Annotated in this window: 10 protein-coding genes; 5 read left to right on the top strand and 5 right to left on the bottom strand. The window is 37.8% G+C overall.

What is annotated here, in order from left to right; all coding sequences use genetic code 11:
- Window positions 1-3: 3 nt before the first annotated feature.
- A complete protein-coding gene (locus C9J42_RS09660) occupies window positions 4-3,744 on the bottom strand; it encodes a YdbH domain-containing protein (protein ID WP_107301958.1) in 3,741 nt (1,246 codons plus the stop codon).
- A gap of 180 nt (window positions 3,745-3,924) precedes the next feature.
- Window positions 3,925-4,782: a DUF4344 domain-containing metallopeptidase gene (locus C9J42_RS09655; protein ID WP_107207910.1), complete on the bottom strand. Its 858-nt coding sequence runs from the start codon at window positions 4,780-4,782 to the stop codon at window positions 3,925-3,927.
- Between the two features lie 273 nt (window positions 4,783-5,055).
- Between C9J42_RS09655 and C9J42_RS09650 the strand changes: the two genes are divergently transcribed.
- Window positions 5,056-7,005 (top strand): CHASE3 domain-containing protein, encoded by a 1,950-nt coding sequence (locus C9J42_RS09650; protein WP_107301957.1) that lies wholly within the window; start codon window positions 5,056-5,058, stop codon window positions 7,003-7,005.
- Between the two features lie 77 nt (window positions 7,006-7,082).
- Here the strand turns inward: C9J42_RS09650 and C9J42_RS09645 are convergent, their stop codons facing one another.
- Entirely contained in the window at window positions 7,083-9,821 is a 2,739-nt protein-coding gene (locus C9J42_RS09645; protein ID WP_107261299.1) for a bifunctional acetate--CoA ligase family protein/GNAT family N-acetyltransferase, read from the bottom strand.
- A gap of 301 nt (window positions 9,822-10,122) precedes the next feature.
- Between C9J42_RS09645 and C9J42_RS09640 the strand changes: the two genes are divergently transcribed.
- The gene (locus tag C9J42_RS09640) at window positions 10,123-11,811 is read left to right on the top strand and encodes a GGDEF domain-containing protein (protein WP_107287869.1); all 1,689 of its coding nucleotides are present in this window, start codon (window positions 10,123-10,125) and stop codon (window positions 11,809-11,811) included.
- A 51-nt stretch (window positions 11,812-11,862) separates the two neighbouring features.
- Here C9J42_RS09640 and C9J42_RS09635 read toward each other — a convergent pair whose 3' ends face one another.
- Window positions 11,863-12,372 (bottom strand): hypothetical protein, encoded by a 510-nt coding sequence (locus C9J42_RS09635; protein WP_107287868.1) that lies wholly within the window; start codon window positions 12,370-12,372, stop codon window positions 11,863-11,865.
- Between the two features lie 533 nt (window positions 12,373-12,905).
- Between C9J42_RS09635 and C9J42_RS09630 the strand changes: the two genes are divergently transcribed.
- Window positions 12,906-13,814, top strand: coding sequence for an SPOR domain-containing protein (locus C9J42_RS09630; RefSeq protein WP_107301956.1), 909 nt, complete (start codon window positions 12,906-12,908; stop codon window positions 13,812-13,814).
- A gap of 308 nt (window positions 13,815-14,122) precedes the next feature.
- On the top strand, window positions 14,123-15,118 hold the full coding sequence (locus C9J42_RS09625) for a D-alanine--D-alanine ligase (protein WP_107301955.1): 996 nt from the start codon (window positions 14,123-14,125) through the stop codon (window positions 15,116-15,118).
- A gap of 87 nt (window positions 15,119-15,205) precedes the next feature.
- On the opposite strand, the gene C9J42_RS09620 is transcribed toward C9J42_RS09625, so the two are convergent.
- Complete coding sequence (locus C9J42_RS09620) at window positions 15,206-16,174, bottom strand: tyrosine-type recombinase/integrase (RefSeq protein WP_107301954.1); 969 nt, start codon at window positions 16,172-16,174, stop codon at window positions 15,206-15,208.
- A gap of 214 nt (window positions 16,175-16,388) precedes the next feature.
- Here C9J42_RS09620 and C9J42_RS09615 point away from each other — a divergent pair, with 214 nt between their 5' ends.
- Window positions 16,389-16,748 (top strand): DUF3319 domain-containing protein, encoded by a 360-nt coding sequence (locus tag C9J42_RS09615; RefSeq protein ID WP_107207923.1) that lies wholly within the window; start codon window positions 16,389-16,391, stop codon window positions 16,746-16,748.
- Window positions 16,749-16,789: the final 41 nt, after the last annotated feature.

The raw sequence follows: 16,789 nt of genomic DNA, 5'->3' as shown, positions 1-16,789 counted from the left end.
TTCTTATTCTTGAATGCCAAGTTGTTGTTTGATTTGAGCGACTAAATGTGATGAATAAATCAAATCTTTTGAGCGCAATAATTTAGGGATATTGTCATTTAAATTAATGTTTAAGTGGATCGGACGTCCGTTCTGGAAGTCTGGGCTTTGACCTTTGATTTCTGTTATTAATGAAAGGTCGCCATTTTTAGCGTAATCAAAGGTAAGAGCAATACTATTATAATGGTAATTTTCTAAAACCTTTACAATATTGAGCGGACTTGACGCGCCCGCCTCTTTAATTTTTTTATCAAGGCTTGAGCCTTCAATGTAGCGTAATACGCCGCCGGGTGTACGGGTATCGAGCGAAGCGTTACGTATCACAATACTGCCATTATCAAGCGCAATAGGAATAATGCCATCCACTTTTCCTGTTAGTTCAATATTGTCTTGATCCGCAATCGCCATGACACGTTTTAAATCAATCCCCGTTACCTTTAAAGGAACTTCTTTAATATTACTCAGGCTAGTGATAGTGAGTGGTGTAATAGTGACATTTCCCCCGTAAAGCTCAGTTGAACCGTGTGCAATATGGTAATACTGTTTTGCGGTATCAAAATCAGCAACAAAACGAGGGTTTGACATCGGAATACCCAGATCAAGATAATCGGCTGAGATTTCCAGCGGTGATTGTGTTTTCACATTAGAATCAATCAGCGCTAATTCTACATTGCTATCAACGTTACCAAAGCGATAACTTTCATACGCACCTGTAATGCCGTCACTTGATAGTTCAATTGATCCTGTAATTTGTGCATCTTTATTTATATGAATATCGGCACTCGTGGTTAACTGACCATGGGTAATATTTAAATCAATCGGCAATATAGGAATGTAATAGCTTTTGAGATCTTGCTCTGGTGTAAAATCAAATGTGTGACGCTGTAACTTTATGTGAGAGTTCCCAGTGTCAAAGTTAGCGTGTAAATCAATATCTGCAAATAAAGCCTTTCTGCTGTTTTTAAATTGATTGTTGAGGGTTAACTCATTGCCTAATAACTGTACGTGGCCATCACTGTAAATTTTACCCAGTTTTAATTGATTACGTTGAACATTAAATACAATACCGTAATCAGACCTAATGATCAGTGGTTTAAGAATAACGTCACTATCTGTATTGTGGTTTATATTACCTGATGTATCGATGATAGACGCGGTTAAAAAAGCCTCTGGATTATCAATTTCGTTACGTAATGGCGCAGTGAAATGTGATGCTCCCGCACAAACATTCAATTGTGGTAGAGCCGTCGCTGAGTAGACGTTATCTTTAATTAACGCTTCAACACTGTATGCGTGACTATGCTTATACGGTGGTGTAGGAATACTTCGCATGACAGGATTGCACACTTTAGATGACGGATCTTTATTTGTACTATCCGTATTAGCCTTCACGTTTTCTAATGACGTGTCATCGTCTAATTTCAAATCTTGGCTAAGATAAAAATTATTAACTTTGATCCCTAGATCTGCGCGATAGCGACTTAATGATGGATGCCTGTTTTCATCTGAATGAGCACCTTCTTGGCGGTTTACTACAAATTCAGAATTCAGTGATGCCTTTGTTTCTGCTGGTTGGTAAATGGTAAATGTACCAATAGTACCTTGTTTATTTTGTGTATAGAGTCCGACTAATGAATCTAACTGGAAGTTAACATTCTTACTTTGGCTCTTTTGAAAGCCAGGAATACTTTGAACATCAACATTATCCATTGAAATATTATTCTTAGCCATTTTTGCGACTAAGAGGTTGTTAGCCCATGTTGCTACCATGTTGGTGCGAAAATTGAAGTTTTTAATCAAACTATTAGGCATGGGATAAATCTTATCGGCTTTAGCTTCAATCTCTGCATTAATATGACATTGCAAATTAGGGTAAAGACAGCTGAGATCTTTAAAATTTAGTTTGATAGCCGATTGCGTTTTTTTATTAACAAAACTAATTTTTTTACTGTCATCTTTCAAATTGACACGTAGTAGCTTGTCGTAGAAATTCACGTTAAATTCGATTTTGCCATCACTGATCATTTTAACATCAGCAAGTTGTTTGTTTTTACGTTGTTCTGCGTGCTCACCATTAAATTTTTTGAATAAGCCTGCTGGGAGAGCGTACTTGTTTAAGGCGATCTCAAAAGATTCAGGTAATTCAAATCCTACATCATAATAAGCGGTAGCAAGTTTGTTGTTAAGCAGCATGCTTTTATTCTTAGGCGCATCAATAGGAGCTGATGTTTGTTTAGCCCAAAAGCGCAGTGGGCCATTGATCTTTGCGTTAGGCAGTTCAGTTAGGCCTAGACGATCTGTAAATTCTTTGGTGTCTTTGAAGTTAGCATTACAATTGAAGTAAGTAGGTAATGGCTGTTTAAAGAGGATTTTAGATTCACAGTAAAGGTTGTTACCGTCACTGCGTGTTAGGTGGGTATTAACCCATGCATCAATTTTAGTTAAGTGACGAACTGTCACATCAAGATCGTAGGGATTAGGCGCAAGTGCTTTACCACGAACAATAAATTTCGCTTTTGTTCGCGCTTCTTCTGTGACGTTAAGATCTTTTGCTTGTTGTTTCGCTTGATCTATTGCCTTTTTTCTATCAATTTGTTTCTGTGTCGCCAGTTTTTTAGCTGTTTTCTTTTTATGCTTTTTTTGTTCAGTCTTACCTTCTGTATTTGCGAGTGGTGTTTCTAAAACCACCTTCGCATCTAAAATTAAATCACCGTAAGTAAAAGATTTCACTTTAAATTTGTGCATCGGCAATTGCGCAAGGTTGGCAATGGTTTGTCCTAAGTGGTAGCCCTTATTATTAATATCGGCACGCTCAACAAATTGCGGCAAATATTTAGGTTCTTCAATATGAAATTTATCAGTGGTTAACACCATAGAGTCTATTGGATCATGGAAATCAATCGCGAAAGCCATTTTCGTGATGATTTGCTTTTCTAAAATTGAATATAAGGTTTCCCACTCTGGAACCAAAGAGCCAATATTAATTTTGAGTGGAGTTGAATCCTTCTTCCAAGCAATAGAAAAATCACCATCGTTAAAAGGTAAACGATAATGAGGAGAGGGATTATAGTCAGGGAAAAACAGGGTTATCACACCGTGCTTTACTGTGCCAGATAATGCAATATCAGGATCACTATTAAAATCTACGTTAACATCTTCTAGTATCTGGATAGCGTTAGGCCACCCACTTACACTGTTAGTATGCAGCGCTGATGCTGTTACTTTTCGCGCATGGGCTGAAAAACGAAAAGGTGTCTTAAAATGCGTAAACTTAAAATCAGCATCCCAAAAGTGAATGTAGTTAAGTTGTACATTGTTCTCTTTAAGCATTGATTTTGCTGCAGGAGGAAGTACCAGTTTCGTTTTTGTTGCCACTATATGATACGACACTTCTCCACTGGTTTTATCGAGACGTCGTTGAAGAGATAAATTGTTAAACTCTAATTTTGTATCATTAATACTGACAGAGATTTTCTTGGCAGAAAGACCATGTTTGAAATGTAACCCTGAAACGCTGTTAAGGTGGATCCCTTTACTGTTCAGCCAGATAGAAAGTACGACAGGCGGAAGCGTTGTGAAAAGTAAAATCGTCCAAAATAGAAAGCGACGGAATCGCTTAGGCTGCGAAACCGCATTAGTATGATCATTCTTACTTATATCTGAGTTTGTTTCTGCTTTATTATCTTTTTGACTGCCATTCGACATAGAATACAAACTCATCCGTAAAAGTGTAACAACACAATGTAAATCGTTATCATGTTATTGATATTAAAGATTATAGCCCTATAGTAAAGTGATTGTTTTTTGCTTTGTCATATTTGGGTTATTTATAGCTTTAAATATTGATTTGCAATGAATATATCATTCATATCAGCTTGCTTATCGTTATTCGGCAAGATAATGCAACCAGCCTTGATTAATGACAGAAAAATATTCAGGACAACGCTCTTTTTGCTGTTGGCGTTCAGAGACGGGTAACTCATCGAATATACGTTGATAACGGTTAGGGTTACTACCATACACTAAACATAAAATATTATAGTAACGCTGCAAGTCTAAACTGTGCTCGCTGACAAAATCCGCGTCATCAAAACTGTCTATATCCAGATCTTCTAACGCAAATAAATCGGCGGAGTTCATCGCTATTTCATCTCCTCTTGCGATATCGTTAAGTAATAGGATAGTCGCAAAGTTATCAATGGAATCTTCCTCTTTGCCTAAAATGGGTATTGCTCTATCAAGAATATAAGCATGACCAATTTCATGTAGTAGGGTATGTAATAATGCATCTTCTGTTGCTTGATTTAACTCTCGTTGATTGTTGATCAAGCCTTTATTTTTAAAACGTTTACGGACTTCAATGACAAATTGATAGGGAATGTGGATCGAATTTTTCTCAGGATCGAACAGTGGGCCATCTTTAGAACCGAACACAACCTGTAAACTGGGTGAGAAAATAAAACGACGTTGGCTAAGTTGTTTGATGGTGTCGAGTACAGGAGATTGTTCTATAAATTGTTCAATTTGTTGCTGTCCAGCTGCTGGTGGTAAAAAGCGATAAGTGATAGTTGGAGCAGGTTCAAGTGCTAATCCGTACTGATCATCAAGAGGAATGTTGGTACCAATATTTTTGGTCGTTCCTGCGTAAGTAAAATGCGATAGAAACAAAAAGCTCATGATAGTGGTGAGTAAATATAAATAATGACGTGTTTTATATCCCTCAGTGTTTAGATAGTTATACACAGTAACACCTCACATAATTCGGATAACTGTCTTTAAACTGAAAATTATAGTGTATAAGGCATTTTTGTTAGCTAAATATGCTACGGATTTAAAGGTAATTTTATCAATACGTTTGATATTCTCAGTTTTAAAACAAATTACTGTAGTTTATAAATTTAAGTGCAATTAATTGCTTATTCTATATAAGGCTACAAGCTATGGACATTTTGGGTTAACTGAAGTGATCGCCGTCATATCTGCCGTTATTACTCAATAATAAAAGGCTAATACATTATGAATATCTCCAATATTTCAATAAGAAATAAGCTACTAATAAGTAATGGCTTCGTTATTTTTTTACTTGGCGTTTTATTTACCATTGTATGGAATGCAATTAATACAATGGAGCAAACATCCAAAAAAGTAGAACACACATATAAAGTTATCGATCATGCGAATGGGCTTGTTAGTGCGATGATTGATCAAGAAACAGGACTGCGCGGTTTTGCTATTGGTGGACAAACTGAATATTTAGAACCTTATGTGAGTGGTAAAGATAGGTTCAAAAAAGATCTTAATATTGTTAAACAATTGACCAGTGATAATCCAACACAACAACGACGGTTTGATAAAGTCGAGAGTGATGCGATGAACTGGCAAAAGTATGCAGAAAAGATCATTAAGCTTCGAAAAGATATTAAAAGTGGTGAGAATGCAGCCATTGAAATCGATGAACTATTAGCTTCTGGAATGGGGAAGAAGCTTATGGATCAGATTCGAGTTGAAGTAAAAGATAGAAAGTTTGGCTATAAAAGCACTGATGTACTCCAAGCGTTAATTAATATGGAAACAGGATTACGTGGTTATATCATTAATAAAGATGAAGCTTACCTTGAGCCGTATTACATCAGTAAGAAAGAGTTAGAAAATATATTTAAATTCAACAAGTTTGAAGATAGAAACGTCAATGCTTGGATTAATAATTATGCTGAGGTTGCAATTAAGCTGATAAAAAATGGGCTTGATTACAAAGTGATGGAAGATTTATACCAAGAGCTTTCAACGAAGCAAGGCAAGATCTACATGGACGAACTGCGTACTAAAGTGAATGATATCATCGTAGTTGAAAAAGACTTAATGCAGCAACGTAAAATATCGGCAGAAAATGCTGCGGATTTAGCAACCATAGTGATTACTTGGGGGGGAATCATTACAGCGATTCTTGCCTTGATTATTGGCATTATTATTTCGAAAACCATCACTGGACCAATAGGACGAGCGGTTGTTGCCGCAAAAGAGCTCGCTAACGGTAATTTAACGATTCAAATCAAGCCAAATGGTAATAATGAAGTAGGTGTATTACTCACTGCATTGCAAACAACAGCAGATAGCTTAAAACAAATCATTTTAAAAATGAGTAATGCGAGTGATCAACTTGGAAATGCATCAGATAATTTAACCACGATAACGACGCAATCAAGCCAAGGTGTGAAAGAACAACAACATATGACAGATGAAGTGGCAGTGGCGATGAATCAAATGTCTATGTCAGTTCAAGAAGTTGCACAGAATGCCTTTTCAGCCGCTCAATTCGCTAATGAAGCAAATAGGGAAGCGCAATCAGGGATTATCATTGTTAAAGATACAATAGAAGGTATCCATCAACTTGATGAAGAAATAAACCTCACCTCAGTACGGTTAAATCAATTGGTGCAAGAGACTGAAAATATAGGTGGAATTTTAGATGTTATTCGCGGCATCGCAGATCAAACGAATTTGCTGGCTTTAAATGCTGCAATTGAAGCGGCACGAGCTGGCGATCAAGGGCGAGGTTTTGCTGTTGTGGCTGATGAAGTCAGAGAGTTAGCAAAACGCACGCAAGATTCAACGACAGAAATTCAAGTATTAATTGAAAAAGTGCAGCTAGGCACTAACGAACTAGTTGTCAGCATGGATAAGAGCAATAACTTTGTGAAAGAAAGTGTTGTGAATGCGACGAAATCCCGAGATGCGTTTGGCGTGATCAGCGAATCTATTGCCAAGATCAACGATATGAATACACAAAGTGCTAATGCTTCAGAAGAGCAAAGTACAACGACTGAAGAAATAAATAGAAACATGGAAACGGTGAATATGATTTCTCAGCAAAGTGCTCAAAGCGTTAATGAAACCGTTAAATCCACCCAAGAATTATCTGATTTATCATCACAGCTACATTATATAATTCGTCAATTTAAAGTTTAACGTTAGATGTTGAATATAAGCAATAAAATCAAAAAAGGCAGCAATTTGATGATTTCATCGAATGGCTGCCTCGGAGCTTAGCTATCTTTTTTGTCAGTAAGTGGAAGTAGCATTTCCACAATGCCATCTTCTAGTTGTACATCAATGCTAAAACCGACTTTCTCTGCAAGATGGATCATCCCGCGATTTGACGGCATCGTCATTCCCGTTAAATATTGCAATCCACGTTGTTTACTGTATCTCACTAACTTGTCCATTAAGATACTGCCAAGTCCTAATCCTTTCATATCAGAGCGTACTAGAATCGCAAACTCGGCATCGTGGTTTTTAGGATCGGATAACGCCCGAGCAACACCTAAAACAACATCTTCTTTCTCATTTGTATCTGGGTTGATATTGGCATTTTGTGCAACGGCAACAAAAGCCATCTCACGGTCGTAGTCTATTTGCGTAAACTTAGCGAGTGCTTCATGGTTTAGCTCGCCGACATCAGAGAAAAAGCGTTTATAAAGATCTTCAACCGAAACCTTAGACATAAAGGTTTTATGTAACGGTTCATCTTCAGGCAAAATAGGGCGCAATAATAAGGTTTGACCATCTTTGAGCACACAACTTTCTTCGTACTCTTTAGGGTAAGGACGTATCGCAAGGCGTTTTTGTTTATCACCACTGAAAGATTGAATCTCCATTGAGGCATCTAACACAGTGAGATCACTACCGCTGATTAATAATGGATGAATATTAAGGGCTTTGATCTCTGGGCAATCGATGATCAAATGTGAGATCTTAACCAATAAATTACACAAAGCAGGAATGTCTATTTTCTCTAATGCACTGCGCTGTTTGATTTTTCCTGTTTTTAGAGCATCGATCACCATATAACGAGCCAGCGCCATATTTAATGGTGGTATACCTACTGCTGCGTCACGGTGGATATCCCAATGCGCATTATCTTCACCCATTAAGATCACAGGGCCAAAGATCGGATCATTATGTACATCGATCCGCAATTCCTGTGCCCCTGAACGATCTGCCATACGTTGTACTAACAATCCATCAATACGCGCAGTGGGGTAAAGCATAGTAGCCCTATCAAAGATAGCTTGCGCTGCGGTTTCAACTTCTGCTGCGGTACGTAAATGAAGAACAACGCCATGTATTTCTGATTTATGTCGTATATCAGGAGAGCGTAACTTAACCGCAACGGGATAGCCTATTTGCTCAGCAATATGAACCGCTTCAACAGCATCAAGCGCAATCCATGTTGGTAGAGTATTAAAGCCATAACATTCTAAAATCGGGCGAGCTTCATGCGTTTCTAAATGATGAATATTATTGGTCAGCATGATATTCACTAATTCATGGACTTGATGTGAATTATGATTGTCATAGCCAACAGAAGCCGGTGTTTCCATCAGTTGCTTTTGGTTACGTCGGTATTCGACTAAATGCATGAAAGCGGAGACTGCGCTTTCAGGAGTGCGATAGGCAGGAAACCCTGCTTCTGTAAAGGTTCTTCGTGCTATAGCCGCTTCGTTTTCACCCGCCCAATTAGTCAATATATTAAAACGTTTAGTCCGAGGGTGCTGGTGGAGAGTGTCAACGAGTGCTTCAGCGGTCGCTGTATCGGGCGCAATAGCAGATGGACTGTGCATGATCAATAAGGCATCAAAATCATCACTGTCTAATAAGATCTTAATTGCCTGTTGGTAACGCGTTATATCAGCATCACCAATAATATCAATGGGATTAGAGTGAGACCAAGATGAAGGTAACACAGCAGAAAGCCGATTAATGGTTTCAGGACTGAGTTGGGCAAGTTTTCCACCGCGATCTGAAAGCGCATCGACAGCCATAATTGCAGGCCCGCCGCCATTGGTTAAAATCGCTAAGCGCTCGCCTCGTAACGGCACAGAGTGGGCAAGTGTTTCAACCGCAGCAAACAGTTCATGAGTATTGTTTACGCGTAACATACCTGATCGCCTAATCGCAGCGTCATAAACCGCATCTAAGCCAATATCACCACCGGTATGGATATGTGCAGCAGAACTGCCCGCTTGGGTTCTGCCACTTTTTAACACCAGTATTCGGCGGTTACGAGCAGCGGCCCTAGCGGCAGACATAAAACGGCGTGCATCTTTTACCGAATCAATGTAAAGCAAAATCGCTTCTGTTTTAGAATCTTGGCATAAGGTATCTAATAACTCCGCAAAGTTAATATCGCAAGCATCACCGAGTGACAAAAAGGTAGAGAATCCAATACTCTTATTTTTTGCCCAATCTAAAATAGTGGTACAAACAGCCGCCGATTGAGAGATGAAGGCAATATTTCCTTTATTAGCACTTATGGGAGAAAACGATGCGTTCAAGTTTAGCCACGGTAAGATCAATCCCATACTATTAGGGCCGATTAATCGCATTCCATATTCTTTGGCTTTTGCCAACATTTGATCTTCAAGGCTTGGCTGATGGTTTGGCGTAAAAGGGGCGGGGTTTAACTGTGGATTGTTCATTCCTGCCGCAAGAATAATAGCAGCTTTAACGCCTTTCTTACCCAGTTGTTCAACGATATCAATATTTAACTCAGCCCGAGTACACACAATAGCTAAATCAGGGACACGCGGTAGGCTAGCAATATCAGGATAAGCGAGAATACCTGCTACCGCATCATATTTTGGTGTGACAGGCATAATAGGACCACGGAATTGATCGGATAAGAGATTCCGAATAACCACATTACCGGCACGCGAAGGGTTATCTGATGCGCCAATAACGGTAATTGATTTTGGTTTGAGCAAACGTCTCATCCCATCCATGATCGATATCCTTTATAGTTAATAGATAAGCTAGTTATAGGATAAACCTGAATTAGATAAGATGGAAAATCTAGCCAAAGAGCTGTGATCTGAACGTAATAAATTCATAAAGAGATAAAGCTAAGAGGATCATTAATATCGATACTTGACTAGATAATTACACAATTCATTCAATTAACATTATTTTTTATCAATAAGTTATCTAATTGTTTTTATATAGATTTTGTTACAGTTTCTTTTTGGAGTATTTTTAACTGTTGAATTATTATTCATTAATATAGAACAAGAAAGAATAATAAATATGCTATCTAAATTTACATTCCACTATCAGCCCAGATATATCAACGGCGAAATCTCATCTTATGAAGCGCTATTATGTGCTGCCGAACAATCGATTAATATTCAAAACTATGTCAATGCTGTAGAAGATACTGTGAATTTTGATCTCATGGTTATTCGTCAGGTACTTGAGCAACGTGGAGTTAATCACTGTGCGTCAAAGATAAGAATTGCGATTAATATTTCAATTAACAGTTTGATTAACTTTGAGTTTATTAAACAATGTAAAGAAATCTTCGCTGTTGAGAAAAATGTTATATTAGAATTAACGAACCATGATAAGTGTCATGATTTTCGTCAAATTCAAGCGGCAATTGCTGAATTAAAAGCCGTTGGTGTGAATTTTGCGCTGGATGATTACGGCAAAGGCTATATCAATAGTGAGATGTTGATTCATCTTGATGTCGATTACATTAAATTAGATAGAAAATTAATTGAGAATATAGATCAAAGCTATGTCGCCTATTCGTTAGTAAGAACAACTTATGAAAAAATAGCTAAAGTTCTAGGTAAAAGAATTATTGTTGAAGGAATAGAAACCTTTGAACAGTTGAATTTGCTAAAGCAGTTTGGAGAGATGGAATACCAAGGTTTCTATTTTTCCAAACCGTTACATGTAGATAAATTGCAACCTACAAAGTCCTTGTCAGTTAATGAAAAAGGGCAAAAGTCTTTATGTTTAGCACTTGATCAGGCGATTTATGAACTTAATCGTTCTAAAAGCCCACTAGAAGCCAGAGCGGCGATAGAAAAGTTAACTCAAATTGATCACTATAATATTATCGGTGTGAGTCCCAATAGTTTTGATGTTTATGCAGAGCAACAAAGGATCAACGAGAATTATAAAGAGATCTTAGAAAACTGTAATAGTGCACCTTCTTTACTGATGTCATCACTGATTAGTACCTGTGATGCATTTGTCATTATTCGTGATAATAACGGTAATGCGATTTATAACAATCAAAAGCATATTGATTATCTGAATATGGATTTAGTTGATGTACCTGTTGATGAGGTGTGCAGAATATTTCCTGATTACCGTACTTGCTTAGCGCTAGATCAAGAATTACTTAATGGTGATAGTTGTTTCATTACATCAAATGAAACCGTAGAAACAGACAATGGTAGTCAGTTTTTTCAGACTTATCGCCAAAAGTTAACCCACTTTGGCCAAGACTTTGTGATTTGTAGTGTCTATGAAGATAACGGTAATATCTCGATTGATAATTTAACGGGTTGCTTTCAAAAAGATTACTTAGAATCAAGCTATGTTAAACATAGCCAACAATTAGTGTTTATTGATCTAGATGGTTTTAAACCTATTAATGACTCGTACGGACATAGTAAAGGCGATGAGGTTCTACGTGATTTTGCTTACACTTTGAAAACTATGTTACGTGCGAATGATGTCATGATTCGTTTTGGCGGCGATGAATTTATATTACTGTTCGATAGTCTATACGTTGATGTTGTAAGTAAAAGAATGGAAAAAATACGTACTAGTATTGAAGAGTATTTTTCAGCTCAAGAACTATATCTGAGCTTTTCATATGGTATTGGCACCTTAGATGATGGTGTTAAAGCTGCACTCAACATTGCAGATCAGAATATGTATGAACAGAAACATATTCGAAAGTTGGCTAAGCAGTAATAAAAAAGAGATCGCTATGATCTCTTGTTATCATCAATAAAATGTCATTGCTTAAACTTGATAACGTGTTTTATCACCAATATCAAAATGTAAAGGCATACGCCACTTACTAAATGCAGCTACGCCTAATAAGATTGCGCCAAGCATTGCACACGCAATAACGCCGGCGGGAACATTAAAGATAAAACAGAACCAAAAGCCAGCTAATACAATAGGGGTAAGCAGCAATGCTTTAATTTGAAAACAAAAGTATTCTTTGACGGAGAGTGCGCTAAACACAAATAAAGCAGCACCTAATGCTAACGGTTGCCATAAACCAGCAATTAGCCAAATAGCAGCAAATAAACCAGCCCCTTGAATTAACCAGCGGAAGCGTTTGTCATAAATGTGGACGGTTGTTGAAGCTAATAAAGCGACAATAATTAAGAATGGCGTTGCTGGTATCGTTTCGTAGCCAATAACAGCCATGATAAGTGCAGCAATCGTTAGTGCAGAACGGTAAAGCACAACAGTGAGCTTATCTAATACATCAAGTTCACATTTAATATGGGGATCAGCCATATCTACTCCAAAATAAAACACAATACAAAATAATAACGTCAGTTTACTGAATGAAGATGCTGACTTAAATAACTATTTAGTCAATATAGCTTTTCATTGACCTGCTTTAAAAAAATACCTTTCATGAGAAAAAATATCGATGCTTAAAATGAATATATACGTTTTGACTCAGGTATATCTGACGGTATGAGTGCTACTGAAACCGATGTTGAATTACGCTTAAATCTGAAGAACTTATTTGATATTGAGTACTTTGGCGGTGGTGGAAAAACAAATACAAATGTAGCTGGTGATCGAGAGTAAAGGCTAGGCATCAATGCAACATTCTAATCAACTGAACCTTATTAATTCTTTTTATCGCTAACATTTCGCTCTGTATAATGCAGGGGGCTTTTTTCCTTTTTAGCGTGACCTTTAAAACAATTACTTAATAAAGAATCTATTAATAGAAGGTTACTGTTGATTGGTGAATAAAGGCACGGCAGAATATCATTAATGTAGTTGCTACACTTTCGTTAGGTCTGAATCCAATCATGAAAAAAATATTTACTATCAGTATGCTAGCTGCACTTACTGGCTGTATGTCTACACCGCAAACTCAAGCACCGGTTGAAACAATTAATCAATCTAATGCAGAACAAACAATAAAACCTATCGATACCGTAGCGGAAGTCGATCCAAGTGTTGTGTCTGAACCTTTATATTTATCCAGTGAATCTGTCGCCATTAGTGAAAAACAACTCCCAACAGAAACAACACCTGCTGTTGTACCAACAACAACTGAAACCCCAAATACGCAGACGACAGCAATAGAGCCTGAGCAAAATATAGCACAAGCTGATAATGCTAAGGTTCAAACACCTAATGATATGGTTGATATCGTGGGTGAAGACCATCAAGTATCAGCCCAACGTGTTGCTGAAAACACTCAGAACAAAAATGTAGTCGAGGCAACACCACAAGCAGCAGCGAATGTAGCGACAGCAGCAACAACGGCTGAACAAGCGCCAGAGATGGCGGTTGAAAGCACACCAGAACCTGAAGCTGTAAATGAACAAGCGACAGAAGCCACGCCAAATACACAGCCAATCGATGAAACACAAAACGCAGTTAGCAAAGAGGCTGTGACAGAAGAAGCGGCAGTAGGGGAGAAAACCACAGCCGTTAAAGGGTTCAGTATTCAACTGTTAGCCATGCGTGAAACAAATGAATTTAAACCTTATTTAAGTCAGTTACCCACAGATCAACCCGCATGGCTCAATGATAAGATGATCAATGGTAGTAGTGTCTATACCTTGTTATATGGTCATTACAAGGATTATGAAACTGCAAAAGCAGCACTGGCAGCTATGCCTCAAAAAGTGGTTCAATCTGGCGCATTTGTTCGTAACCTCGCAGATATTGAAGCAACACAATATCCAACATTACAACGTATTCGTTAAGCATTTCACATAACAGATTATATTGATGAAAAGTCATTTATTACGGTAAATGACTTTTTTATTGCCGTAAGTCCAGTAGATACATGTAAGCACGGTGTTAGAAGCGTTGATTTACTAAGCAAGTAACGAGTCAAATTTAAAATAAATCACGATTCGCGATAGCAGAGGGTGCACAGTATCGATTTTTTTGATTACTATGTTATTCACACAGACTTTGACGATTTTGCATTGGTTCTATTTGTATCAAAGTTATTAATTATTTTCACGTTAGCGACATCTAAAGCTAGCGGCGTTTACAAGGGATGATGATGAGCTCTATCCATGTTTTATTATTATGCGGCGGCGGTAGTGCTGAGCATGAAGTTTCTCTCGTATCAGCAAACTTTATTGAAGAGCAACTAAAAACGATCAGCGGTGTTACTTATACTCGAGTAGAGATGACTAAAAATGACGGCTGGTTAGACGCTGAAAATCGTTCTTGTGAGTTAAATTTAGACAAAACATTGATTGTTGGCGATCAAGAAGTAGTGATCGATTATGTCATTCCTTGTGTTCATGGTTTCCCAGGTGAAACGGGCGATCTGCAATCTTTACTGACAATCGCTGGTCTACCTTTCTTAGGGTGTGGAGCAGAAGCAAGCACAAATTGCTTTAATAAGATCACAACTAAACTGTGGTTTGATGCACTAAACATCCCTAACACGCCTTATATTTTCCTAAGTGAAAACAACCAAGAAGCACATCAAGAAGCGCTTGAAGCATTTAAAAAGTGGGGTAAGGTTTTTGTTAAAGCGGCTTGTCAGGGATCTTCAGTTGGTTGTTACTGCGTAACGACTGAACAAGAACTAACAGATGCTGTTAACAATGCGTTTGGTTACTCTGATCAAGTGCTTATTGAAAAAGCGATTCGTCCACGTGAACTGGAAATTGCTGCTTACCAATACGGTGACGAGCTAGTGATCACCAAGCCGGGTGAAGTATCTTGCCCAACTGATAAATTCTACAGCTACGAAGAAAAATACAGCGCTGATAGTGTATCAACCACCATGGTTGAAGCAGAGAACTTAACGCAAGAGCAGATTGAAGCGATCCGCACTTATGCTCGTAAAGCGTTTGTACAAATGAAGCTAAAAGATCTTTCTCGTATTGATTTCTTCCTAAGTGAAGACAACGAAATCCTACTGAATGAAATCAATACCTTCCCAGGAATGACGCCAATTTCTATGTTCCCGAAAATGCTAGAGCATCACGGACATAAATTTGCTGAGTTCATCGAACAAGCAATTAAGAGCGCAGCGAAGTAATCATTGCCACGTTTAGCTAAATATAAAATAAAGCCCGTATAGATGTTTATGAACAAGTTTACGGGCTTTTTGCTGGTGGATGTGAAGTTATTTATCGCTGTTTTTCTTAGCGAATTTTTTTAATTCATTATCACGTTTCCCACGTTGGCCAATATATTGTGCGGGCATAGCAGGGCTTCGCCAACGTCCCTGATGCTGAATTTGACTAATAGATAGACCAGAATCGGCTAAATCTTGGCTTGCACCAACACGGGGTGATTGTCCTGAGAAAATGACATCAGCAGGTAAATCCAACTCTTGGCTTGCACGACGGAAAACACGGTAAATTGATGAGTGATCCAGTGGTTTATCGCCAATGTTACTGTGTCTATCAATACGTCTAAATACAAAGCTGTCCATAATCATGCCGAGTGTTAACCAGCGTTGAACCGCTTTAGAGGCTAAATCGCTAAGGGCAATAATCCTATCGTTTACAGTGATATTGATTAAGCCCGAATCTTCTATTTCAATATGATTTATTGTCAGTGCTGCGACTTCTGAACGTTTTAACATTGCCTCAAAGGTAATAGCCCAAATGGCCATATCGCGGACATCTTTGGGTTTTGTTGATAGGGCAAAGATATCAAGTAATGCCTGTAAATGATTATCTCTAAAGCCTTGTGCATGGGTGTAGTCATCATGTTTATCTAACCGCTGCTTATGCATTGCGAGCTTAATTTCTTGGCTTTGACATGGATTAGGTAGGGCATGACATTTATGAATAAGCCCTATAGTGACAATGTAACGTTTTAGGCTGGCTAATTTACGTGACTCTGCCATTTTTTCGATAAAACGATGCACTGTTTCAGCTGTTGCAGGTAATGCTGATACCTTATTGTTTTCACAGAATATTAAAAAGTGGTTCCAGTCATTTTTAAACGCCACCAAGGTATTTTTAGCGTAACTATAGTGGGTAAGTGATTGCCAAATAGCAATGTTATCTGCCACTTGTTTAAACTGAGTAATACTTTTGGCACGTTTTACATCACAATCAATAATTGGAATTTTTTTCGCCATTACTTAACACCTAGCGCACTATAACTTTATGTCTAGAGTAAATTATAACATTATATATTGAACAAAGTATGCAAACTTTAAACATAAACCGCTTTAGTAGCATTAAAATACTAGTCATCAATAAAACATCATGCTTAAATTACAGAGCATTTATTAACAAATGGTAACCTTGTTATCATGATGTTGGACTTAAAGTAAGACAAGGATCAACAGTATGAAAAAACGGATTTTTCACCGTGGATATACTATTGAAAATACAACGGGCGTTACCAATGAATGGAAATCAGCAATTAAAGGTAACCCTATCAGCGGCACACTGACTGAAATTAAAAAAAGTGTTGATTGGTGGTTGGACATGAGTACATTCATTCATCCTCAGAAGTTCTCATCTCAATCCTCAAAGCCCGTTTCCCAAGGTTCATCTGAGAACTATCGTGGTTTTATCATACGTAATGATACGGGTAAGCCTAACGAATGGTATTTGCTTTTAAGAGGGCAGTTATTAAAGGGTAATGCGACATCCATTAAGCAATACCTTGATAAAGTCATTGAGAAACAATCTAAAGCTCAATAAACGACAAAGCCTGCTAATTCAGCAGGCTTTGTTTTAATCGT

It is taken from the genome of Photobacterium sp. GB-56 (assembly GCF_003026105.1).
Lineage (GTDB): Bacteria > Pseudomonadota > Gammaproteobacteria > Enterobacterales > Vibrionaceae > Photobacterium.
Note: the sequence above shows the minus strand (reverse complement) of the source record. Positions and strands in the feature narration are given on the sequence as shown.

Bases quoted from the DNA above. Each gene is read 5' to 3' on its own strand.
- C9J42_RS09630 (WP_107301956.1), top strand. From the start codon at position 12,906: ATGAAAAAAATATTTACTATCAGTATGCTAGCTGCACTTACTGGCTGT.
- C9J42_RS09650 (WP_107301957.1), top strand. From the start codon at position 5,056: ATGAATATCTCCAATATTTCAATAAGAAATAAGCTACTAATAAGTAAT.
- C9J42_RS09635 (WP_107287868.1), bottom strand. From the start codon at position 12,372: ATGGCTGATCCCCATATTAAATGTGAACTTGATGTATTAGATAAGCTC.
- C9J42_RS09645 (WP_107261299.1), bottom strand. From the start codon at position 9,821: ATGGATGGGATGAGACGTTTGCTCAAACCAAAATCAATTACCGTTATT.
- C9J42_RS09660 (WP_107301958.1), bottom strand. From the start codon at position 3,744: ATGTCGAATGGCAGTCAAAAAGATAATAAAGCAGAAACAAACTCAGAT.
- C9J42_RS09615 (WP_107207923.1), top strand. From the start codon at position 16,389: ATGAAAAAACGGATTTTTCACCGTGGATATACTATTGAAAATACAACG.
- C9J42_RS09620 (WP_107301954.1), bottom strand. From the start codon at position 16,174: ATGGCGAAAAAAATTCCAATTATTGATTGTGATGTAAAACGTGCCAAA.
- C9J42_RS09640 (WP_107287869.1), top strand. From the start codon at position 10,123: ATGCTATCTAAATTTACATTCCACTATCAGCCCAGATATATCAACGGC.
- C9J42_RS09625 (WP_107301955.1), top strand. From the start codon at position 14,123: ATGAGCTCTATCCATGTTTTATTATTATGCGGCGGCGGTAGTGCTGAG.